The following is a 23,017-nucleotide window of genomic DNA, read 5'->3' as shown; positions in this document are numbered from 1 at the left end:
CTGCGGGGCCCTCGGCGCGCGTCCTGAGAGGGTCAAGACGCCCAGTCTTGACCCTCTCAGGCCACACACCGATCATCCCCGCAGGCATCCGAACGAGAGTGCAGGAATTTGTGGGACAGGACACTAGGCGGGGCTACAGCTCCCGCAGCAGGTTCGCCAGTTCCACCGCCGACTTCACGTCCATCTTGTCGAACACGCGCGCCCGGTGCACTTCCACCGTGCGCACGCTGATCGCCAGCTGGTCGGCGATCAACTTGTTCGGCAGGCCCTTGGCGACCAGGCCCATCACATCGCGTTCGCGCTCGGTCAGTTCCGCCAGGCGCCCCTGCAGCACCCCCTTCTCGCGGTGCGAGGCCAGCACCTGGGCCGACTGGCGCAGGGCCTCCTCGATGCGATCGACCAGCACGTTGTCGGAGAACGGCTTCTCGCAGAAATCGAAGGCGCCGCGCTTGACCATGTCGACGGCGGTCGGCACGTCGGCATGGCCGGTCAGAAAGATCACCGGCATCAAGTGCTGCAGGCCGCGCTCGGCGATGCGCTCGAACAGGGCCAGCCCGCTCATGCCCGGCATGCGCACGTCCAGCAGCAGGCAGCAGGCCTGCAGCGGCTGGAAGCCGCCCTGCAGCAGCGCGTCGAATTCCTCCGCGCTGGCGAAGGTGGACGACAGCAGGCGGCGCGAGCGCAGCAGCCAGGCGAGCGCATCGCGCACGCCGGCATCGTCGTCGACGATGAACACGGTGGCATCGGCAGCAGGCTGCATGGGGGTCAGTCGATGTGGGCAGGCAGGGTGAAGCGGAAGATCGTACCTTGCGGCGGGTTCGCTTCGAACAGCAGGTGTCCGCCGTGCTGCTCCACCACGGTGCGGCACAGGCTCAGGCCCAGCCCCATGCCCTCGGTCTTGGTGGTGAAGAAGGGGGTGAAGAGCTGCTCCTTCACGCCCTCCGGAATGCCGGGGCCGCAGTCCGCCACCGAAAACTCCAGCCAGCGATGGCCGGCCTCGCGCACGGGCGTCGCGCGCACCTGCACCACCAGCGCGGGATGGCGCACGCCGGATTCGTCCATGGCCTGCATCGCATTGCGCGTGAGGTTCAACAGCACCTGTTCCACCATCGTGCGGTCGCATTGCACGAGCGGCAGCCCGGAGGGCACGCGGATCTCCACCCGCACGCCGAGCTTGCGCGCCTGCAGGTTGACCAGGGGCAGGACCGCCGCCACCAGCGCCTGCGGCGGCACCGCTTCGCGCGCCTGGTCGCGCCGGCGGACGAAGTCGTGCACGCTCTTGATCACGCGGCCGGCGCGGTCGGCCTGTTCGGCGATGCGCACCATCGCCACCTGCAGGTCGCCGGCGGCCGTCTCGGGGCCGTGCTGCAGCAGGTTCATGGAGCCGTGCGCGTAGCTGGCGATCGCGGCCAGCGGCTGGTTCAACTCGTGGCTCAGGAGCGAGGCCATCTCGCCCACCGTCGCCAGCCGCGCGGTGGCCTGCAGGCGCTCCTGGCTGGCGCGCGAGAGTTCCTCCACGCGGCGCTGCTCGCTGATGTCCAGCACCGCGCTCATCCAGCCGGTCTGCAAGCCGGTGGCGTTGATCAAGGGCGCCTCGATGATCAGCACGGGGAAGCGGGTGCCGTCCTCCCGCATGAACACCGACTCGAAGCCTTCGCGCGGCGGCCGGCCGGCGGTGAAGCGGACGGTCTGGCGCTTCGCGTAGTCCTCCGCGAACTCCGGCGGCCAGTAGGGCGCGGGCGCGCCGCGTCCCAGCAACTGCTCGGGGCTGAAGCCCACCATCTGGCAGAACGCGGGATTCACGTAGGTCGTGCGGCCATGCAGGTCACGCGCGCGCAGGCCGGTGACCAGCGAATCCTCCATCGCCTTGCGGAAGGCGAGCGCATCGGCCAGGTCCTGCTCCACCCGCAGGCGGCGCCGCGTGTCGTGCCCCAGCATGAACAGCACCGTGACCAGCGCGATCGACATCACCGTCACCAGCGCCGTCAGCACGTTCGGAAAAAGATCGGGCTCCGAGCGCCGCCAGCTGTCCATGCGCAGCACGATGGTGTTGCCCGGCAGGTCGAGCAGTTGCTGCGCGGTGAACACGCGGGCACCCCGGCGCGCGAGACCGTGCATCGCCAGCCGCGTGCCATCGGCCTCGGTGAAGGAGATCTCCTGGCTGCGCCCCATCTGCGGCCCGATCTGCGCGGCCAGCAGGTCACTGAGCGAATACGTCGCGACCAGGAAGCCGACCAGCCGCCCCACTTCCACCTCCGGCAGGCACAGCTCCATCAGCTCCAGCCCCAGGCCGTCCGCCTGCGGCACGAAGTGGCTGCGGGCATAGGCATGGCTGCTCAGGCGCCGCGCCGTGAGGCAGGCCTGCTGCACTTCGGGCAAGGTGTTGACGCGGTCGAACTGGTTGAAGACCGGCTGCCGGTAGGGCGAGTCCTCTTCCTCGATCAGTTCGAGATTCGGTCCGCGCGCCTCGATGCGCACCCACTCGCGGTGGCGGCGCAGCAGGCGCTCGGCCTCGCGCTCCCACGCCTGCTTGACGGGATGGCCGGACTGCAGCGCCTGCAGTTCCTGCACGTTGCGCGTGAGGGCGGAGCGCATGTCGCTGAGCGCATCGGTCACGTCGCGTTCGACGTTGGCCTGCGCCACGCTGGCCTCATAGCGCGCGGCCAGGTACACCAGGGTGACCAGCAGCGCCAGCACCAGCACGCCCAGCAGCACCCACAGCGACCAACGCCGCCAGCTGGAAAGCCGCCGCAGTCCCGAGGGAAAAGGAAGCGCCGCCGCGTTCAATGGACAGCCTCCCCCCTGCGCAGGCGGAGGGGGCGAGCGCCTTCGGGCGGCCGTGCGGCGCTCACAACACCCGGTGGTCCAGCGCCGGTAACTGGCGCCGCAGCTGCACCAGTCGATCCGCATCGAGTTCCGCGAGCACCACGCCGGCGCCTTCCTGCTCGCGAACCGCCAGCACCTCGCCCCAGGGATCGACCACCATGGAATGGCCCCAGGTCCGCCGGCCGTTCTCGTGCCGGCCCCCTTGCGCCGGCGCCGCCACATAGGCGAGGTTTTCCACCGCGCGGGCGCGCAGCAGCAGTTCCCAGTGCGCCTGGCCGGTGCCGTAGGTGAAGGCGCTGGGCACCAGCAACAGGTCGGCCCCCAGTCCGCGATAGAGCTCGGGAAAGCGCAGGTCGTAGCAGACCGACAGGCCGACGCGCCAGGCGTGGCCGTCGCGCGCAGGCAGCGTGAAAGCCTGCGGCGTGCTGCCGGCCTCGATCACGCGCGACTCGTCGTACTGCTCGCGCCCGTTGTCGTATTTGAACAAATGGATCTTGTCGTAGCGGGCGACGCACTCCCCCTGCGGCGAGAAGGCCAGGCTGGTGTTGCGCACGTGCGCCTCGCTGTCGGCCGCCAGGGGCAGCGTGCCGCCCACGATCCACAGCGACAAGTCGCGCGCGGCCTGCGCCAGGAAGGACTGCACGGCGCCAGCGCCGAAGGGCTCGCGCACCGCCAGCTTGTCGCTGTCGCGCTGCCCCATGAGGCAGAAGTATTCGGGCAGCACGGCCAGCTCCGCGCCTTGCCGCGCGGCTTCGACCAGCAGCGTGTGCGCGCTCGCCAGGTTGGAGGCGAGGTCGATGCCGGAGACGGTCTGTAGGGCAGCGATCTTCATGCGGGACTCCTTCAGCGGGTCGCGGGTTGGGCTGGCGCGCCGGAGGCGCCAGTGGTTTCGGGAACGGGCGCGGCGGCCGCATGGGCGACGCGCGCGATCCGCGGGTCGGTCCAGCTGCCGTCGACGTGGAACTCCTGCGTGGCGGCGCGCATCAGCGGCTCGCGCAGGAACATCTGCGCCAGGAAAGAGCCAAGGCCGACCGCCGGATTGATGATGGTGGCCACCAGCGAGGCGGTGCCGGCATTGATCTCGGGCACCACCACCACCTTCAGGTCCTGCGTCTCGCGGGCGAGATCGGCCTTGCCCTCCATCAGCACCGCGGCGTTGACGCCCTTCATCTGCAGGTTGTTGGTGGCGGCCACGCCCTGCTCGATGCTGACATCGCCGCGCACGAAGTCGAAGGTGAAGCCCTGGCTGAACACGTCGCGGAAATCCAGTGCCAGCCGGCGCGGCAGCGACTGCAGGCTCAGCACGCCCAGCAGCTTGGCGAGGCCGGGGTCAGCCTTGAGGAACTGCCCGTTCTCCACGTTCACATTGACGCTGCCGGCCAGTGTCGGATAGTCCAACGCGATCGGCGAGCCGATCCACGAAGCGGTGCCTTCCATGCGGCCGTGGCCGCGCCGCACGAGGTCCTTCATGCCGAAGCGCGCGAGCGCCTGGCCCGCATCGACGATGTCGAGGCGGAACTTCATCGAGGTGCGCCGACGCTCGCCGGCCGGCACCGCCTGGCGCGCACCGCCCGGCGCGACTGCCTGCGCGCCGACTGCCGCCCAGTTGCCCGAGGCGCTGAACACGGCATCCGGCGCACTCAGCGTCAGCTTGTCGAGCCGCCATTCGCGAATGCCGCCCTCGCGCGCCACGGTGCCCGCGCCGCGGTTGACGGCCTCCACTTCCAGCCGCCCCAGCTTGTGTCCCTTGAGCTCGAACGAATCCACCACCACGTCGAGTGCCGGGATGTTGCCGGGTTGCTGCTCCAGCAGGTTCTGCACGTGGCTGGCCGCCGCCTCGGCCATGCTCAGGCGGGCAAGCCGCGCATACACGCGGCCGGCGCCGGTGTTCTGCGGCTGCCGGTATTCGACGTAGCCATCGAGTTCGTCGGCATCCACGTTGGCGCGCCACACGAGGCCTTCGCGCGACCCGCCGATCACCACGTTGTGCAGGGCGCGGCCGTCGACGCTCAATTGCCTGGCGCGCAGCGCCAGCACCGTGGGCAGGTAGCTGCTGGCGGTGCCGGCTTCGGCGCTGTCGGCAGAGGCGGCCCCTGCGGCCGCCGGCTCGCTGCCGGCCACGCGCTGCAGCGCGTCCTTCCAGGCATCGACGTTGACGCTGGCCAGCTGCACGTTGGCGGTCACGCCTTCCTGCGGCATCGCCACGGTTTCACCGGGCGCGAGCCCCACCGCGATGGTGCCGCGCTGCACCTGCTGCGCCCCGGCCACGTCACGCACCAGATTGATCGAGGCCAGGCGAGCGAGATCGAGCGACAGCACTTCCTGCATCCGGGCCCCGGGAGCCAGCGATTCGCGCGTGAGCGCCGTCTCGTAGCGCAGCGGCAGCACGCTTTCGGCCGGCTTGTTCAGAGGCGCCGGCAGATCGATCGCCAGCCCCTGCAGGTTGCTGGTGACCTGCACTTCCGGCGGGCCGCGGCGGAAGGCCAGCGTGAGGTTGTAGTTGGTGCTGCCGCTGAAGTCGCGTGCCAGCCGCGAGAGAAAACCCAGCTCGGTGGCCTGCCGCAGGCCCTCGGCGCTGGCGCTGCCCTGGCCGCGCAGCACCACCGTCGCGGGCTCGCCGTTCGCGCCTGCGCGCGTGCCGCCCTCCAGCCGCACCTCGCCGCCGAACGCGCGCGCCTGCACGCCGGCCACCTGGAAGCCCTTTTCGGAAAACAGCACCGGGCCGTGCGCCCGCGCGAGCAGCGGGCTCTCCGGCGTGATCTGCACGTCGTTGCCGGTGAGGGTGACGGTGCCCTGCACCTGCGAACGCGCCAGCTCGCGGATCGGCAGGTCCAGCTTGAGATCGACATCGGCGTTGCCGGTGGCGGTGGTCCGGGCCAGCGCCTGATTGACCATCCCGCCCACCGGCGAGGTGTTGACCACCGTGAGCGCGTCGGCGATCGGGCCACGGATCCTGCCTTGCACCAGCACCTCGGTCTGGTGGAAGTCGGGGATCTGCACGTTGGCCTGCACCTGCAGCCGCGGCAGGCTGGCGACGCGGCCCGTCACGTCCTTGATCTGCATGCCATGGCCCTGGAACACCAGCTCGCCGGCCAACTGGCCGAACGCAGGCCAGGCCACGCTGCCTTGCTGCACGCTGTGCGGCACGTAAGCGAGGTTCACATCCTTGACCTGCGTCGTGACCAGGAACTCGCCGCCCTTGCCGTCGGCAAACGGGAACTGGCGGAGGTCGCCCTTGACGCGGAAGTTCGTGCCGGTGGCGCCGCCGCTCAGGACGGCGTCATGCACGTAGTCGCGCGCGCGCTTGGGCACGGCCAGCGGCAGGTAGCGCCAGACGCGGGCGCCGTCGGCACGGCTGAGGCTCGCCTGCAGGTCGAGCGTGCCGGGAAGGCGCGCACCGCTGCGGGCGTCGCCGCTGTGCCAGCTGGCCTGGCCCTCGCCTTGCGCATCGGCATTGCTGAACTTCAGGTTGGCAACGCTCACCGACCACTGCGGGCCGGTCATGCGCCACCGGACGTCGGCGGCCAGGCTGTCGAGCGGCAGCAGGGGATCCTCGAAGATACCGGGCAGGTCGAGCGCGCCCTGGGCGACCAGCAGCCTGGCCTTGCCGCCGGACTGGTTCAGGTCGAAGTCGAGCGCGGCGCCGCGGATGCCGGGCGTGCCGACATGGCCGGCCGGGTCGGGTTGCGCTGCCAGCTCGAGACCGGTGGCGCGGCCATGCGCCTCGTACTTCTGTAGGGCGTCGAGCGGCCCCTGCCAATGCGCCTGCACCGTCTCGACCAGGCCGCGCGGGGCGTACGCCTGCAAGGCTGCATGCGTCGCGGCGCCCAGGGGCAGGCGGCTGGCGATCTGGCTCAGCGCGGCGAGGTCGAGTTTGTCGGCCCGCAGATCGCCCTGGGCCAGCGCACCGCCTTCGGGCGCCGTCCAGGAAACAGCCACGTTGCCGCCGGGCCAGCGCTCGCCCTGCGCGGTGACGAACTGCAGGTCCTGCGTCTGGAACTCGAAGCCGCCCGCGATGCGCTTGCCACCGAGCCGGCCGGAGACCGACTGCAGCGCCAGCGGCTGCAGGTCGGGAGCCAGCGTGGCGTTGACGTCGGCCAGCACCACGTCCGCGGTGCCGCCGGTGACGCGGCCGCGATCGACATCGGCCCAGGCACGCAGCCGGCCGCGGCCCTGCGCGATGGCGAAGCCCAGGCTCGCATGGGCGCTCAGTTGCGCCAGGTCCACGGCGGCGAAGTCCGCGTGCATCTCGCCGGTCCACTGCTGCCAGCGGCCCGGGTTGCGAGTCAGCAGCGGCTGGCGGAAGATGCCGGCCAGGGTGAAGCGCTGTCCCCATTGCGGCGGGGGCGTGGCATCCAGCCGCAGCTGGTGGCCGCGCGCCTGGTTGCGCGCGACGAACTCGACCTGGGAGAGCGCCAGTGGCGGCGCGCCACGCAATTCGTCCGTCCACTCGATGCGGCCGCCTTCGACCACGAATTCGCGCTGGCTGAAAAACCAGTCGGCGAGCCGGCCGCCGTTGTCGCTGCCCCGCGAAACATCGAGCCCCGCGACGAAGATGTGGCCATCGCGCGCCCGCCGGATCGCGACCTGGGGCCGGTCGATGTACAACTGCTCGAAGCCCAGGTTCCACAGCGAGCGGGGCGACAGCGCGCCCACCACCACCGGCAGCTTCAGCGCCGTGCGACCCTGCGGATCGAGGAGTTCCACGTCCTGCAGCGTGAAGGAAGGCACGAGGCCTTCGCTGCGGGCGCTGATGGCCCCTATGCGCACCGGCACGCCCAGGATGCGGCTGGCGCGAATCTCCACCTGGGGACGCAGGTCACCGATTCGCGGCACAATGAATCCGTGCAGGCCGCCCCACGCGAGCGCCAGCAGCGAGGCGGCAGCAAGCAGCAGCCACAGGGACCACTTGATTGCTGCTGCACAGAACCTCAGCGTGCGTGAGGGAATCGGCGTGGTCGCATTCATGAACAAATCGGACTGGCGGGAATTATGACCCTGGGCGCTGCGCCGGGTTCTGCGAAGAACGAGATTGCTGCCTGCGACAACCGGGCCGCGGCGCCTGGCGTCCAGGCGGCAGCGGGACAAATTCCTCTGGCAGGGCATTCGCGCCTGGTGCAGCGGCTGCGGCGCCGCTACGACAGCGAATTGTCGCTGCTGCCGGCCGGCGCGCCGAACCGCGACACGATGGATGCCTGCTACCAGGCCTTGCGTTCGCGCGGCCACGAGGTGGCGGTGGCGCTGCGGGTGCTGCGCCAGTTGGTCATGGAGCGCCTGGTGGTGCTGGATTGCGAGGAGCGGGCGCCGCTGGCCACCGTAACCTCGGCGGTGACCGAGCTGGCGGAGTTCGCGCTCGATGCCGCCTGCCTGCAGGCCTTCCACGACCTCGACCAGCTGCACGGCGCGCCGCTCACGGCCGAAGGCCAGCGCGCGCAGCTCTGGGTGATCGGCATGGGCAAGCTCGGTGCGCGCGAGCTCAATGTCTCGAGCGACGTCGACCTGGTCTACATCTTCGACCAGGATGGCGAGACCGCCGGCACCCCGCAGGGGCGCGGCCGCATCACCAACCACGAATACTTCGGCAAGGCCGTCAAGTGCATCTTCGGCCTGATCGGCGACGTCACCGAGCACGGCTTCGTGTTCCGCGTCGACCTGGCGCTGCGCCCCAACGGCAACTCGGGCCCACCGGCCGTCTCGCTCGATGCGCTGGAGGATTATTTCCTGGTGCAGGGGCGCGAATGGGAGCGCTTCGCCTGGATGAAGAGCCGCGTGGTCGCGCCGCGCAACTGCATCGAGGACGGCTCGGCGCAGGCCTTGCGGGGCGCGGTGCTGCCTTTCGTGTTCCGCCGCTACCTGGATTACGCGGTGTTCGACGCGCTGCGCACGCTGCACCGGCAGATCCGCGAGCACGCGGCGCGGCGCGCGGCCGGCCGGCCGGAGCGCGCCAACGACGTCAAGCTCTCGCGCGGCGGCATCCGCGAAATCGAATTCACCGTGCAGCTGCTGCAGGTGGTGCGCGGTGGCCAGTTCCCCGAACTGCGCACGCGGCCCACGTTGCAGGCGCTGGAGCGCCTGGCCGTCGCCGGCCTGATGTCCGACGAGACGGCGCAGTCGCTCGCCGCGGCGTACACCTTTCTGCGGCGGGTCGAACACCGCATCCAGTACCTGGACGACCAGCAGACGCACGTGCTGCCCATGGGCTGTCGCGATGACGACGATGGCAGCGATCTCTCCTGGATCGCGCACACGATGGGCTATGCCGATTGCTCCCCTTTCCTGCACGAACTCGATGGCCACCGCGAACTGGTGGCGCAGGAATTCGACAAGCTGCTCGGAGGCGGCGCCGGCGAGTGCCGCACCTGCAACGGCCCCAAGGGCGCCAAGCCGCCGCCGGAACTCGACACCCTGATCGAGTACCTGCCGGCGCAGATGCAGCAGCGCATCAAGCGCTGGTGCACGCATCCGCGCGTGCTGGCGTTGCGCGACGACGCGCGCCATCGCCTCTCGCGGCTGATCGCGCGCACCGGCGTGTGGCTGCAGGAAGGCCGCGTCAGCGAAGAGGCAGCTCTGCGCATGGCCGACTGGATCGAGCCGCTGCTGCGGCGCGAGAGCTATCTGGCGCTGCTCTGGGAGCGCCCTTCGGTGCACGAGCGGCTGCTGCGCCTGCTGGGTGCGGCGCGCTGGCCGGCGCGCTACCTGATCCAGCATCCGGGCGTGATCGACGAACTGGCCAGCGACGCCCTGCTGAGCGAGCGCTTCAATGCGGAAGACTTCGAGCGCGAGCTGGAGCACCGCAAGCGCTCGGTGCAGATCACCGGCGAGGACGACGACGAGACCATGCTCAACCTGCTGCGGCGGGCGCATCACGCGGAGCTGTTTCGCACGCTCGCGCGCGACGTCGAAGGCGCGCTGACGGTGGAACAGGTTGCCGACGAACTGAGTGCCCTGGCCGATGCCACCCTGAACATCACCGCGCGCTGGTGCTGGCAGCGCCTGAAGCAGCGGCATCGCGAGACGCCGCTGTTCGCCATCCTCGGCTACGGCAAGCTAGGCGGCAAGGAACTGGGCTACGGCAGCGACCTCGACATCGTGTTCGTCTACGAGGACGACGACGAGCGCGCGCCCGACACCTATGCCGCCTTCGTGCGCAAGATTATCAACTGGCTGTCGACCAAGACGGCCGAAGGCGACCTGTTCGAGATCGACACGGCCCTGCGCCCCAATGGGAGCTCGGGCCTGCTGATCACCACCTTCCACGCCTTCGCCAACTACCAGGAAGGCCGCGGCAGCAACACCGCCTGGACCTGGGAACACCAGGCGATGACGCGCGCGCGCTTCGTGGTCGGCCTGGAGTCGCTGCGCCCGCGCTTCGACACCGTGCGGCAGAACGTGATCAGCGCGGAGCGCGACGTCGATGCGCTCAAGCGGGAGATCGTGGCCATGCGCGAGAAGGTGCGGCAGGCGCGCCCGGTCAAGGAAGGCCACTTCGACCTCAAGCACAGCCCGGGCGGCATGGTCGATGCGGAGTTCGCGGTGCAGTTCCTGGTGCTGGCGCACTCGGCGCGGCATGCCGAGCTGATTCCGAACGTGGGCAACATCGCGCTGCTGCAGCGCGCCGAGGCCGCGGGCCTGCTCCCGCAGGGCGTGGGCCAGGAAGCCGCCTCGGCCTATCGCGAGCTGCGCCGCCACCAGCACCAGGCGCGCCTGAACGAGGAGTCGACCCAGGTGCCGCAACCGCAGTTGCAGCACGCGCGCGCCGCGATCCTCGATCTCTGGCAGCACGTCTTCGGATGAGCAGGCGCGGCTGACAAGCTGCCGGAGGCGGTGTTAGCCTTCAGGGCTTTCGCCGCTGGTCGTCCTTGGATGTCATTGCGGGCTTGACCCGCAATCCATGCAGCGCCGGTGCACAGAGGCGGTCGTGGATCCCGGGTCAAGCCCGGGATGACATCCCAGGGCCGGCGGCCAACTCGCAGTGCGACCGACAAGCCCGATCCGGGAAGGACCCATGAAGCTCTTGCGCCCCTTCGCGGCGGCGGCCGGTTTGCTGTTGCTGGCCGGCTGCGCCGTCCCGCGTCCGCCCGCGAGCGCCGACAGCTACGCGCCGCCGGCGTGGTATGCGCCGCTGCCGCACGGCGGCACGCTGGCCGACCTGCACCAGTGGTGGACGCAATTCGACGATCCGCTGCTGGTGGACCTGATCGACGCCGCCCAGACCGTGAGCCCCGATGTGGCCACCGCCGGCACGCGCATCGCGCAGGCGCGCGCCGATCGCATCGCTGCCGGCGCGGCCATGTTGCCCAGCGTGGATGCCACCGTGTCCGCGCAGCGCGGCAACGCGATCGGCGGCGCCGCGCCTACCCTCAGCGCGCAGGGTGCCTTGCCGGTCGCGACGCTGGTGCAGTCCGGTGCCCAGGTGTCGTGGGAGGCGGACCTGTTCGGCCGTCTCTCCGCCCGCACCGATGCGACGCGCGCGCGCCTCGCCGGCGCGCAAGCGGGCTGGCACGACGCCCGCGTGGCCGTGGCCGCGGAAACGGCGACCAGCTACGTGGACCTGCGCACGTGCGAGCGGCAACTGGCCGTGACGCGCAACGACGCCGGCTCGCGGTCCGAGACCGCGCGGCTCACCGGCCTGAGCGCCGACGCCGGCTTCACCGCGCCGGCCGTGGCAGCGCAGGCGCGGGCCAGTGCCGCCGATGCGCGCGTGCGCCTCACGCAGCAGCAGGCCCAATGCGATCTCGACGTGAAGGCGCTGGTCGCCTTGTCGGGCCTGCCGGAGCCGCGCCTGCGCACCCTGCTGGCAACGCCCTGGAAAGAGCCGAGCGGATTCGCCCTGGCGGCCTTGCCCTCGTTGCCCGCCGCCCTGCTGCTGCAGCGCCCGGACATCTACCAGGCGCAAACCAACGTGGCCGCGGCCAGTGCCGATGTGGGCGCCGCGCGGGCCGACCGCTTTCCGCGGCTGACGCTCGCTGGCCAGCTCGCCAACGTGTTCATCAGCACCTCGGGCCTGAGCGGCAATCTCCCCACGTGGTCGATCGGGCCGCTGTCGCTGACGATGCCGCTGTTCGATGCCGGCCGCCTGGAGGCGGCGCAGGATGCGGCCGAAGCCCGCTACGACGAGGCCGCCACGCAGTACGCGGCGCGCGTGCGGCAGGCGGTGCGCGAAGTGGAGCAGGCGCTGGTCAATCTCGACAGCGCGCGGGCCCGCAGCGAGGATGCGCGCGTGGCCGTCGAAGGCTACCGCGCCTCCTTGGCCGGCACCGAGTCCATGTACCGCAGCGGCCTGGGCAGCCTGATCGAAGTGGAAGACCAGCGCCGCCTGCTGCTGGCCGCGGAGACCGCGCTGGTCACGGTGCAGCACGATCGCGTCGCCGCCTGGATCGCGCTCTATCGCGCGCTCGGCGGCGGCTGGACCCGACCCGACGCGGCGCTCGCGCGCCAGGAATGACGCCAGGAACCATGAGAATCCCCCACGTGATGCTGCCGCCCCCTCTCGCTTCGCTGCTGGCCCTGCTGGCTTTCACCCTGCTGCTGGCCGGCTGCGGCGACCAGAAGCCGGACGCGAAGAAGACCGCGACCGCCAAACCCGCGCTGACCGTGACCACCGTGCGGCCGCAGCAGACGATGCTGCCCGTGACGCTGGCCGCCAACGGCAACCTCGCGGCCTGGCAGGAGGCCAGCCTGGGCACCGAGACCAGCGGCCTGCGCATCGCCGAAGTGCTGGTCGGCGTGGGCGACCGCGTGCGCCGCGGCCAGGTGCTGGCGCGCTTTGCCGCCGAGACGCTGCGCGCCGAGGCGGCGCAGGCGCGCGCTTCGCTGGCCGAGGCGGAGGCGTCCGCTGCCGAGGCGGCCAACAACGCGGCGCGCGCCCGCACGCTGCAGCAGACCGGGGCCATGAGCGCCTCGCAGATCAACCAGTACCTCACCGCCGAAGCGACGGCGCAGGCGCGCGTGGCGGCAGCGCGCGCGCAGTTCCAGGCGCAGGAAGTGCGCGTCAAGCAGAGCGCGTTGCTGGCGCCCGACGACGGCATCATCTCCGCGCGCACGGCCACCGAGGGCGCCGTGGTCGGCCCGGGCACCGAGTTGTTCCGACTGATCCGCAAGGGCCGGCTCGAATGGCGCGCCGAAGTGACCTCCTCCGAGCTGGGCAAGCTCACCGTCGGCACGCATGCGCTGGTCACGGCCACCAGCGGCGCGCGGCTGGAAGGGCGGGTGCGCATGATGGGTCCGACGGTCGATCCGCAGACCCGCATCGCGATCGTGTACGTCGACGTCAATCCGCTGCCCGGTCCGGCGTCCGGCAGCGCGCGCGCCGGCATGTTCGCGCGCGGCGACTTCGACCTCGGCGCGCAGCCGGCGCTCACCTTGCCGCAGCCCGCGGTGGTGGTGCGCGAGGGCTTCAGCTACGTCTTTCGCATCGGCCCCGACAACCGCGTGAGCCAGGTGAAGGTCCAGGTCGGCCGCATCGCCGAAGACCGGCTGCAGATCCTGTCCGGCGTCACGCCCGACATGCGCCTGGTGGCCAGCGGCGGCGGCTTCCTGAACGACGGCGACCTGGTGCGCGTGGTCGATGCGCCGGCCAGCGCCTCGCCGGCGGCGACCGCGGGCGCCGCATCGGCGGCCCGCTGAAAGGACTCCTGCCATGAACGTTTCGGCCTGGTCGATCCGCAACCCGGTTCCGGCGGTGATGCTGTTCGTGATGTTGACCTTCGGTGGCCTGCTGTCCTTCAAGGCCATGAAGATCCAGAACTTTCCGGACATCGACCTGCCCACCGTGGTGGTCACGGCCTCGCTGCCGGGCGCCGCGCCGGCGCAACTCGAGACCGACGTCGCCCGCAAGATCGAGGACTCGATCGCCACGGTGCAGGGCCTCAAGCACATCATGACCAAGGTGCAGGACGGCGTGGTGACCCTCACGGCCGAATTCCGCCTGGAAAAGCCGGTGCAGGAAGCGGTGGACGACGTACGCTCCGCCGTCTCGCGCGTGCGCGCCGACCTGCCTTCGGACCTGCGCGACCCGGTGATCACGAAACTGGAACTCGCGGGCCAGCCGGTGCTGGCGTTCACCATCGCCTCGCGCAGCATGGATGCCGAGGCGCTCTCCTGGTTCGTCGACAACGAGGTCTCGCGCAAACTGCTGGCCGTGCCCGGCGTGGGCGCGGTGAACCGCGTGGGCGGCGTCACTCGCGAGATCCGCGTGGCGGTGGACCCGGTGCGGTTGCAGGCGCTGGGCGCGACCGCCAGCGACATCTCGCGGCAGCTGCGCCAGGTGCAGACCGAAAGCGCGGGCGGCCGCACCGACATCGGCGGCGGCGAGCAGCCGGTGCGCACCATCGCCACCGTGCAGACGGCGCGCGAGATCGGCAACATCGACATTTCGCTCGCAGGCGCTCGCTCGATCAAGCTGAGCGACGTCGCCGAGGTCAGCGACACCATCGCCGAGCCGCGCGCGGCGGCGCTGCTCGATGGCCGGCCCGTGGTGGGCTTCGAGGTGGCGCGCAGCCGCGGCGAGAGCGAGGTCGCGGTCGGCGCGGCCGTGCACCAGGCGCTGGACCAGGTCAAGGCGCAGCACCCGGATCTCGAGCTGACGCAGGCTTTCGATTTCGTGACGCCGGTGGAGGAGGAATACCACGGCTCGCTGCACCTGCTGTACGAGGGCGCGGCGCTCGCGGTGCTGGTGGTGTGGCTGTTCCTGCGCGACTGGCGCGCGACGCTGGTGTCGGCGGTGGCGCTGCCGATGTCCGTGCTGCCCGCCTTCATCGGCATGTACCTGCTCGGCTTCTCGATCAACATCGTCACGCTGCTGGCCCTGTCGCTGGTGATCGGCATCCTCGTGGACGACGCCATCGTGGAGGTGGAGAACATCGTGCGCCACCTGCGCATGGGCAAGACGCCTTATCAGGCGGCGATGGAAGCGGCCGACGAGATCGGCCTGGCGGTGATCGCCACCACGTTCACGCTCATCGCGGTGTTCCTGCCCACCGCCTTCATGAGCGGCATCGCCGGCAAGTTCTTCAAGCAGTTCGGGTGGACTGCGGCGCTCGCCGTGTTTGCCTCACTCGTCGTCGCGCGCGTGCTGACGCCGATGATGTCGGCGTACCTCCTGAAGCCGCACGACACGGAGCATGCGGATCCGGCGTGGCTGCGCACGTACATGAAGTGGGCGCGGTGGAGCATGACCAACCGCGCCAAGACCATGGTGCTGGCCACCCTGTTCTTCTTCGGCTCGGTGGCGCTGATCCCGCTGCTGCCCACCGGCTTCATCCCGCCGGACGACAACTCGCAAACGCAGGTCTACCTGGAACTGCCGCCCGGCTCGACCCTGCAGCAGACCAACGCCGCCGCGGAACAGGCGCGCGTCGCCGTGATGCGGGTGAAGCACGTGAAGAGCGTGTACACCACGGTCGGCGGCGGCAGCGCCGGCGGCGATCCCTTCGGCAACCTCGGCGCCGCGGAGACGCGCAAGGCAACGCTCACCATCCTGCTCGATCCGCGTGCCACGCGGCCGCGCAAGCAGGTGATCGAAAACCAGATCCGCACGGCGCTGGAACCGCTGCCCGGCCTGCGCAGCAAGGTGGGCCTGGGCGGCTCGGGCGAGAAGTACATCCTGGTGCTGACCGGCGAGGATCCCAAGGCGCTGCAGGCCGGCGCGCTCGCCGTGGAGAAGGACCTGCGCACCATCCCCGGCCTGGGCCAGATCGCCTCGACCGCCAGCCTGATCCGCCCCGAGATCGCCGTGCGGCCGGACTTCGCCCGGGCGGCAGACGCGGGCGTCACCAGTTCGGCGATCGCCGAGACCTTGCGCATCGCCACCGCGGGCGACTTCGACGTCGCCCTGCCCAAGCTCAATCTCGCGCAAAGACAGGTGCCCATCGTCGTGAAGCTGCGCGACGACGCGCGCCGCGACCTGAGCCTGCTGGAGCGGCTGCCGGTGCCCACCAGCAGCGGCCACACCGTGCTGCTCGGACAGGTCGCGACGCTGGAACTCACGGGCGGGCCGGCGGTGATCGATCGCTACGACCGCTCGCGCAACATCAACTTCGAGATCGAGCTCTCGGGCCTGCCCTTGGGCGAAGTGAAGGCCGCCGTGCAGCAGCTGCCCGCGGTGCGCAACCTGCCGCCCGGCGTGCGGGTGGTGGAGATCGGCGATGCGGAGGTGATGGGCGAACTGTTCGCGAGCTTCGGGCTGGCCATGCTCACGGGCGTGCTGTGCATCTACATCGTGCTGGTGCTGCTGTTCAAGGACTTCCTGCACCCGGTGACAATTCTCAGCGCGCTGCCGCTGGCGCTGGGCGGCGCCTTCGTGGGTTTGCTGGTCGCCCAGAAAAGCTTCTCGATGCCATCGCTGATCGGCCTCATCATGCTGATGGGCATCGCGACCAAGAACTCGATCCTGCTGGTGGAGTACGCGATCGTGGCGCGCCGCGATCACGGCATGAGCCGCTTCGACGCGCTGCTCGATGCCTGCCACAAGCGGGCGCGGCCGATCATCATGACCACCATCGCGATGGGCGCCGGCATGCTACCGATCGCGATCGGCGTCGGCGCGGCGGACCCGAGCTTCCGCTCGCCGATGGCGATCGCGGTGATCGGCGGGCTGTTCACATCGACGGTGCTGAGCCTGCTCGTGGTGCCGGTGGTGTTCGAGGTGGTCGACGACACCGAGCAGTGGGCGCAGCGGATGCTGACGCGGGCGCGGCGCAAGGGACGGCCGGCGCCTGCGTGAGGGAAATGGTGGGGCGCGCTGCGCGCGTCCCACCCTACAGGGTCGAAGGCACCCACCGAGGGATCACGCCACGGCCCGTCCTAGGGTGGGATGCCGAGGGCACCCCACCGGCCCGGGGATCACGCACCCTTGATGCGCTTGACGAGATCGCTCGTGGAGTACCCGTCGACGAACGGAATGGCGAGCGCGCGCCCGCCATAGCTTTCCACCAGCGCCGTCTCGGCCAGCTTGCGCATGTCGTAGTCGCCGCCCTTCACGTACACCTGCGGCTTCAATTCGGACAGCAGTTGCACCGGCGTGTCCTCGTCGAACCAGGTGACCAGGCTCACGGACTCGAGCCCAGCGATCACGATCGCGCGGTCTTCCTGCTTGTTCAGCGGGCGGTCGGGGCCCTTGCCCAGGCGCCTGGCCGATGCGTCGGTATTGAGCGCGACGACCAGGCTGCCGCCCACCGCGCGAGCATGGGCCAGATAGGTGACATGCCCGCGATGCAGCACGTCGAACACGCCGTTGGTGAAGACGACCGGGCCGGGCAATGCCGCCATGCGCGCGGCCGCTTCGCTGCGCGCGACGATCTTGCCCAGGAAGGCGGCCTCGCTCACACCGGGTCCGGTACGCTGCCGGCGCCGGTCGCGAGGCTGGCCTGCAGTTCCTTGCGGTAGCGATTGAGTTCCTGCACGCTCTTGAAGCTGCGGTCCATCAGCAGGCTCAGGTTGTGCAGGATGCGCTCGACGACCTTGTTTTCCCACACGGTGTCGAACTGGATCTGCGTGTCCAGCCAGTGCTCCAGCCACTCGGGGTTGGGCAGGCGCGACTGGATGGTGTCGCGCGGGAACAGCGCCTTGTTCACGTGCAGGTTGGTCGGATGCAGGGCCTGCGCCGTGCGCCGCGCGCTGGCCATGAGCACGCCCACCTTGGCGAAGGCCGCCTTGGCTTCCACGCCGAACTTGTTGATCGCGCGCTTCATGTAGCGCAGATAGGCGCCGCCGTGGCGCGCTTCGTCCTGCGAGAGCGTCTGATAGATGTGCTTGATCACCGGCTCGCTGTGCCATTCGGAGGCGCGGCGGTACCAGTGATTCAGCCGGATCTCGCCGCAGAAGTGCAGCATCAGCGTCTCGAGCGGCGGCGCGGTCTCGAACTCGAAGCGGACTTCGTGCAGTTCCTCCTCCGTCGGCACAAGGTCCGGCCGGTAGCGCTTGAGGTATTCGATCAAAACGAGCGAGTGCTTCTGCTCCTCGAAGAACCAGATCGACATGAAGGCCGAAAAGTCGCTGTCGTGCCGGTTGTCGCGCAGGAACATCTCGGTGGCGGGCAGGGCCGACCACTCCGTGATGGCGTTCATCTTGATGGTCTGCGCCTGTTCCTCCGTCAGCAGCGACGGATCGAACGTGTCCCAGGGGATATCCTTTTCCATGTCCCAGCGGACGGACTCGAGCTGCTTGAACAATTCCGGATACAACATGAGGCGTTCTTTCGAGGTAACCCTCGATTTTACGGTTGACATCGGCCTTTGGCGCAGCGCAGTGCTGGCACATCGTATTCCGCGGAAGGACAATGTCGCGCTGGCGCCGCACCGTGCGTCGCCCCGCGGCACTGGCAGGGTCATCGCCAGCGGCGTATCGTCGCGGCCATGAACCACTCCGCCACCGTGATCGCCCTGGCCGCTGCACTCTGGAGCGCGGCCCCCGCGTTCGCGGCAACCCCTGCCGGCACGGCCCCGGTCCAGGTTGCGGCGGCGGCGCCCGCCGCCTCGTGCGCGCCCCTGCTGCAGTACACCTTTCCGCGCCTGCAGGACGAAAAGCCCCAACCGCTGTGCCAGTACAGCGGGCGCGTGCTGCTGGTCGTCAACACGGCGAGCTTCTGCGGCTTCACGCCGCAGTACGAGGGGCTGGAAGCGCTCTATGCAAAGTACCGCGAGCGCGGGCTCGTGGTGCTGGGGTTCCCGTCCAACGATTTCGCGCAGGAGACCGGCAGCAACAAGCAGATCGCGGATTTCTGCGAGAACACCTTCGGAGTCAAGTTCCCGATGTTCGGCAAGAGCTCGGTCAAGGGCGCCGATGCCAACCCGCTGTTTCGGGAGCTGGCGACGCAGACCGGCAAGGCGCCGACGTGGAACTTCCACAAGTACCTGATCGGCCGCGACGGCAAGGTGATCGCGCACTACAGCAGCACCGTGCGGCCGGACGATCCGGCCCTGCTGAAGACGCTGGAGCAGCAGTTGTCCACGCGCTGAGGGCAGCAGGCGGGGGTTCACAAATGTTTACCCTGTGAGAGGGAATACCCGGGAACCGGCAGCCCGCTTGCCGGGTCCATTTGAGCAACAAGCAGGACACCCGGTTTTATTGCTGCGAAGTCATTCGGCCCCCGTGGGTTCCGGATGCAATCCCGAGGCGACTCTTCTCCTCCTCCCTCCCTCCCTCCTTCGTCAAGGGGCGCTTCGCAGCAACCTTTATGCAAACAAAAAACGCCCCGATGGGGCGTTTTTTGTTTGGCTGATCAGTGCGATGAGGACCGGCGAAGCCGGATCCTCATCGCAAGGGGAACCGCGCTGCATGTTATTCCGCGCGGTTCGTCGCTGGCGGCCCGCGAGGCCGCCCAAATCAGGCGGGAATCGATTCCGCGAAGCTTGCTCGCTGCATCAGCTTGTCCTGCAGCTTGGCCAGGTTGGGGTAGCTCGTGCGCCAGTCGATCTGGGGGAAGCGGAAGTCCAGGTAGCCCAGCGCGCATCCGACGGCGATGTCGGCCAGGCTGAGGTAGATGCCGGCACAGAAGGGTTTCTCGCCCAGGCCCAGGCTCATGGCCTTCAGGCTGGCCTGCGTCTTGGCGATCTGGCGATCGATCCAGGCGTGGCAGCGCTGGGCCTCGTTGCGACCCGCCCAGTTGCCTTCGAGGCGCGCCAGGATCAGTGCGTCGAGAACGCCGTCGGCCAGCGCCTCCCAGGTCTTCACCTCGGCGCGCTCGCGGCCCACCGCCGGAATCAGCTTGCCCACCGGCGACAGCGTGTCGAGGTATTCGACGATCACCCGCGAGTCGAACAGCGCCTCGCCGCCTTCCATCACCAGGCAGGGCACCTTGCCGAGCGGGTTGGAATGCATGATGCTGGTGTCGGCCGCCCAGACGTCTTCCTCGACGAAGTGGTAGTCCAGCTTCTTTTCGGCCATCACGACGCGCACCTTGCGTACGTAGGGGCTGGTGGTGGATCCGATCAACTTCATGGGCGCTGCCTGGCGTTTTCGAGTTCTGGGTGAGAGGGAGAGGACGGTTTCATTCTAGGGGAAGAGATTGGCACCGCTGTCGCTCACCTGCGACAAGGCGGCCGGGCCGAGGGGCAGGAAGGGGCCGCCTACAATTCGGCCCATGCCCTTGTCCACGATTTCCGCGCTGTCGCCCCTGGACGGCCGCTATGCCGGCCGGCTGGCGCCGCTGCGTCCCCTGATGAGCGAGCAGGGCTACATGCACAAGCGCGTGCAGGTCGAAGTTTGCTGGTTCATCGCACTGTCCGACGCGGGCTTTGCCGAATTCAAGCCGCTTTCCCCCGGAGCGCGTACTTACCTCCTGGGCCTGGTGAAGAACTTCTCCGAGGCCGACGCCCTGGCGATCAAGGACATCGAGAAGACCACCAACCACGACGTCAAGGCCGTGGAGTACTGGATCAAGTCGAAGTTCGAAGCGCGACCGGAACTGCGTTCGGCCAGCGAATTCGTCCATTTCGCCTGCACCAGCGAGGACATCAACAACACCAGCCATGCCCTCCAGTTGAAGGGTGCGCGCGAGCACGTCTTGCTGCCCGCGCTGGACACCGTGCTGTCCAAGATGCGCGAGCTGGCGCACGCCCATGCGGCCGTGCCCATGTTGAGCCGCACGCACGGCCAGACGGCGAGCCCCACGACGGTGGGCAAGGAGATCGCCAACGTCGTGGTCCGCCTGGCCGCGGCGCGCGAGAAGATCGCCGCGGTCCAGCTGATGGCCAAGATGAACGGCGCGGTGGGCAACTACAACGCGCATCTGGCCGCCTGGCCGGAGTTCGACTGGGAAAGCTTCAGCCGCAAGGTGGTGGAAGTGGCGGAGCCGCTTGGCCTGGGCCTGACCTTCCAGCCTTACAGCATCCAGATCGAGCCGCACGACTACATGGCGGAACTGTTCGACGCGATCGCCCGCACCAACACCATCCTGATCGACTGGTCGCGCGACATCTGGGGCTACATCAGCGTGGGCTACTTCAAGCAGAAGCTGCGCGAGGGCGAGATCGGCTCGTCCACCATGCCGCACAAGGTCAACCCGATCGACTTCGAGAACGCGGAAGGCAACCTCGGGCTGGCCAACGCGCTGCTGCGCCATCTGTCCGAAAAGCTGCCGATCTCTCGCTGGCAGCGCGACCTGACCGATTCGACCGTGCTGCGCAACATGGGCGTGGCCCTGGGCTACACGGCACTGGCCTATTCCGCATTGAGCGTCGGCCTGGGCAAGCTCGAACTGAACGAGGAGGCGCTGCACGCCGACCTCGATGCGGCCTGGGAAGTGCTGGCCGAGCCGATCCAGACGGTGATGCGCCGCTACGGCGTGCAGGGCGCGTACGAAAAGCTCAAGGAGGTCACGCGCGGCAAGACCGTGGCGGCGGCCGACCTGCATGCGCTGATCCGCTCGCTGGAAATTCCGGAGGCGGAAAAAGACCGGCTGCTGGCGATGACGCCGGCCTCGTACACCGGCAAGGCTGCCGAACTGGCGCGCCGCGCCTGAAAGCGGCGAATTGGCCCTGAAATCCACCGTCTTCAAGGCGCAGCTCGCGGTCGCGGACATCGACCACGGCTACTACGCCGATCACGCGCTCACCCTGGCGCGCCACCCCAGCGAAACCGACGAACGCATGATGGTGCGGCTGGCGGCGCTGGCCTTCCATGCCCACGAACTGCAGACGGTGTGCGGCGGCGACGGCACGCTGGCCTTCGGCAAGGGACTGTCCGACCCGGACGAGCCCGATGCCTGGCTGCGCGACTTCACCGGCGCCACGCGCCTGTGGATCGAGGTCGGCCAGCCCGACGACGTGGCGATCACCAAGGCCTGCCGGCAGGCCGACCAGGTGGCCCTGTATGTCTTCCAGTCCGCCGCCGAGGTGTGGTGGAAGGGCATACAGAACAAGCTGACGCGCCTGCACAACCTCGCGGTGTGGCGCATCCCGACCGAAACCTCGCAGGCGCTCGCGCAACTGGCACAGCGCTCGATGCAGTTGCAGGCGACGGTGCAGGAGGGCGTGCTGATGCTGGGCGACGCGAGCCGGCATGTGGACATCGAGCCGGTGAAATGGAAGTGAGCCGAGCACGGACGTCATTGCGGCGGGGCATGTCATTGCGGTGAGGCATGTCATTGCGGGCTTGACCCGCAATCCACGACGGCGCTCGCTCACGCGCAGTCATGGATCCCGGGTCAAGCCCGGGATGACATCCAGAGAGCGCGGGATGACATCCTCATGGCAACTGACTCGTCACGGCATCATCCGCCCGCAATTCCAGCACGACTCGAACCCGCCCTCGACCAGTTCCCCGCATTCGCAGCGCCAGCGCCGTTGCGGCAGGTTCAGCAATTGATCCAGCAGCTTGCGCGCCTCGCCGAGCTGCTGGTCGTGCGTGATCCAGATCTCGGGCAGGCACTGGTCCGGCGGCAGCTCGCCGGCGGCACTAGAGAGGAACTGTCGCTGCACGCTGGCTTCGATGCCCGCCTGCCGCAGCACGTCCGCCCACAGTGTCGCGATCGCGAGGTTGGGGGCCTGCCGCAGCCGCAGCACGATCAGCGTTTCTCGCCGGGCTCGCCGGTCGCGCGTTCCGCGTAGCGATTGAAGCGCCAGGCATCGCCTTGCAGCGTGATGCGGCGCCACACCTGGCGCTTGGCGCCCGGCGTCATTTCGGTCCAGCGCTGCACCTCCTCGAAGCTGCGGCCGCAGCCCTTGCACTGCGCATCGCCCTGGCTGGTGGAACAGATCGCGATGCAGGGGGTGTCGGGCTGGGTGTCGTACCAGACCTTCCACGCCGCGTAGGCGGCGCGCGGGAAGCTGTCCTCGTCGGCCTCGTGCTCGCGGTAGTACACCATCAGCGCATACACCTCGGCCAGCGCGCGCAGTTCGGGCGCGAGCGCGATCCCGTCCGGCGAGGGCTTCTGCCCGCGCCAGAAATTGATCGCGGCTTCGATGTCGGTGATGTGGATGCCGGGCATGGCGCAGTAGGACCGGGCATGATAGCCCGCGGCTGCAGGGCACGCCGCCCGCTGTGGTCTAATCGATCCAGCGAAGGGGAGTAGCTCCCACATTCGGCCAGTCGTCAACACGAAGCGCAAGCTTCCGGCTGTCCGGGCACCGGTGCACCACCGGGGCCGAGCAAGACCTTCGATCGGGCCCGTGCGGTCCGGATCGAAGCACCTCTCGCCCCCTGCGAACAGCTTCGGTCCGCCGCCGCGACGGGCACATCGTGTCCTCTGTCC

The 23,017-nt window shown here is 69.3% G+C and carries 16 protein-coding genes; 7 read left to right on the top strand and 9 right to left on the bottom strand.

Annotation, left to right across the window (positions count from 1 at the left end; all coding sequences use genetic code 11):
• Positions 1–133: 133 nt before the first annotated feature.
• The 4 genes from JWP60_RS08100 to JWP60_RS08085 all read right to left on the bottom strand — a co-directional run bounded on the left by JWP60_RS08100 (position 134) and on the right by JWP60_RS08085 (position 7,794).
• Complete coding sequence (locus tag JWP60_RS08100; protein WP_299788929.1) at positions 134–760, bottom strand: response regulator; 627 nt, start codon at positions 758–760, stop codon at positions 134–136.
• A 5-nt stretch (positions 761–765) separates the two neighbouring features.
• Positions 766–2,787 carry an ATP-binding protein gene (locus JWP60_RS08095; RefSeq protein WP_299788926.1) on the bottom strand — a complete coding sequence of 674 codons (2,022 nt, stop codon included), beginning with the start codon at positions 2,785–2,787 and terminating at the stop codon, positions 766–768.
• A gap of 61 nt (positions 2,788–2,848) precedes the next feature.
• Positions 2,849–3,658 (bottom strand): carbon-nitrogen hydrolase family protein, encoded by an 810-nt coding sequence (locus JWP60_RS08090; RefSeq protein WP_299788923.1) that lies wholly within the window; start codon positions 3,656–3,658, stop codon positions 2,849–2,851.
• An 11-nt stretch (positions 3,659–3,669) separates the two neighbouring features.
• Positions 3,670–7,794, bottom strand: coding sequence for a YhdP family protein (locus tag JWP60_RS08085; protein ID WP_299788920.1), 4,125 nt, complete (start codon positions 7,792–7,794; stop codon positions 3,670–3,672).
• Positions 7,795–7,818: 24 nt separating this feature from the next.
• On the opposite strand from JWP60_RS08085, the gene glnE reads away from it, so the two are divergent.
• The 4 genes from glnE to JWP60_RS08065 all read left to right on the top strand — a co-directional run bounded on the left by glnE (position 7,819) and on the right by JWP60_RS08065 (position 16,549).
• The gene (gene glnE, locus JWP60_RS08080) at positions 7,819–10,620 is read left to right on the top strand and encodes a bifunctional [glutamate--ammonia ligase]-adenylyl-L-tyrosine phosphorylase/[glutamate--ammonia-ligase] adenylyltransferase (RefSeq protein WP_299788917.1); all 2,802 of its coding nucleotides are present in this window, start codon (positions 7,819–7,821) and stop codon (positions 10,618–10,620) included.
• 211 nt (positions 10,621–10,831) lie between these two features.
• Positions 10,832–12,271, top strand: a complete 1,440-nt coding sequence (locus JWP60_RS08075) for an efflux transporter outer membrane subunit (protein WP_299788914.1) — start codon at positions 10,832–10,834, stop codon at positions 12,269–12,271.
• A gap of 11 nt (positions 12,272–12,282) precedes the next feature.
• Positions 12,283–13,452 carry an efflux RND transporter periplasmic adaptor subunit gene (locus JWP60_RS08070; RefSeq protein ID WP_299788911.1) on the top strand — a complete coding sequence of 390 codons (1,170 nt, stop codon included), beginning with the start codon at positions 12,283–12,285 and terminating at the stop codon, positions 13,450–13,452.
• A gap of 13 nt (positions 13,453–13,465) precedes the next feature.
• The gene (locus JWP60_RS08065; protein ID WP_299788908.1) at positions 13,466–16,549 is read left to right on the top strand and encodes an efflux RND transporter permease subunit; all 3,084 of its coding nucleotides are present in this window, start codon (positions 13,466–13,468) and stop codon (positions 16,547–16,549) included.
• A 119-nt stretch (positions 16,550–16,668) separates the two neighbouring features.
• Here the strand turns inward: JWP60_RS08065 and rfaE2 are convergent, their stop codons facing one another.
• Positions 16,669–17,151 carry a D-glycero-beta-D-manno-heptose 1-phosphate adenylyltransferase gene (rfaE2, locus tag JWP60_RS08060; RefSeq protein WP_299788905.1) on the bottom strand — a complete coding sequence of 161 codons (483 nt, stop codon included), beginning with the start codon at positions 17,149–17,151 and terminating at the stop codon, positions 16,669–16,671.
• Positions 17,148–18,011: a ferritin-like domain-containing protein gene (locus JWP60_RS08055; protein ID WP_299788902.1), complete on the bottom strand. Its 864-nt coding sequence runs from the start codon at positions 18,009–18,011 to the stop codon at positions 17,148–17,150. Before JWP60_RS08055 ends, rfaE2 begins: the two co-directional genes overlap by 4 nt.
• Before the next feature lie 168 nt (positions 18,012–18,179).
• Here JWP60_RS08055 and JWP60_RS08050 point away from each other — a divergent pair, with 168 nt between their 5' ends.
• On the top strand, positions 18,180–18,782 hold the full coding sequence (locus JWP60_RS08050) for a glutathione peroxidase (RefSeq protein ID WP_299788899.1): 603 nt from the start codon (positions 18,180–18,182) through the stop codon (positions 18,780–18,782).
• A 367-nt stretch (positions 18,783–19,149) separates the two neighbouring features.
• Here the strand turns inward: JWP60_RS08050 and JWP60_RS08045 are convergent, their stop codons facing one another.
• A complete protein-coding gene (locus JWP60_RS08045; protein WP_299788896.1) occupies positions 19,150–19,764 on the bottom strand; it encodes a glutathione S-transferase N-terminal domain-containing protein in 615 nt (204 codons plus the stop codon).
• Positions 19,765–19,906: 142 nt separating this feature from the next.
• Between JWP60_RS08045 and purB the strand changes: the two genes are divergently transcribed.
• Both purB and JWP60_RS08035 read left to right on the top strand, forming a co-directional pair.
• Positions 19,907–21,286, top strand: a complete 1,380-nt coding sequence (gene purB, locus JWP60_RS08040) for an adenylosuccinate lyase (RefSeq protein WP_299788893.1) — start codon at positions 19,907–19,909, stop codon at positions 21,284–21,286.
• 10 nt (positions 21,287–21,296) lie between these two features.
• Positions 21,297–21,857, top strand: coding sequence for a YaeQ family protein (locus tag JWP60_RS08035; protein WP_299788890.1), 561 nt, complete (start codon positions 21,297–21,299; stop codon positions 21,855–21,857).
• Positions 21,858–22,028: 171 nt separating this feature from the next.
• Here the strand turns inward: JWP60_RS08035 and JWP60_RS08030 are convergent, their stop codons facing one another.
• Positions 22,029–22,328, bottom strand: a complete 300-nt coding sequence (locus JWP60_RS08030) for a DUF2007 domain-containing protein (RefSeq protein WP_299788887.1) — start codon at positions 22,326–22,328, stop codon at positions 22,029–22,031.
• A 2-nt stretch (positions 22,329–22,330) separates the two neighbouring features.
• Positions 22,331–22,753, bottom strand: a complete 423-nt coding sequence (locus JWP60_RS08025; protein WP_299788885.1) for a DUF3717 domain-containing protein — start codon at positions 22,751–22,753, stop codon at positions 22,331–22,333.
• Positions 22,754–23,017: the final 264 nt, after the last annotated feature.

It is taken from the genome of Ramlibacter sp., assembly GCF_028291745.1.
In the GTDB taxonomy this organism is placed as follows: domain Bacteria; phylum Pseudomonadota; class Gammaproteobacteria; order Burkholderiales; family Burkholderiaceae_C; genus Ramlibacter.
Note: the sequence above shows the minus strand (reverse complement) of the source record. Positions and strands in the feature narration are given on the sequence as shown.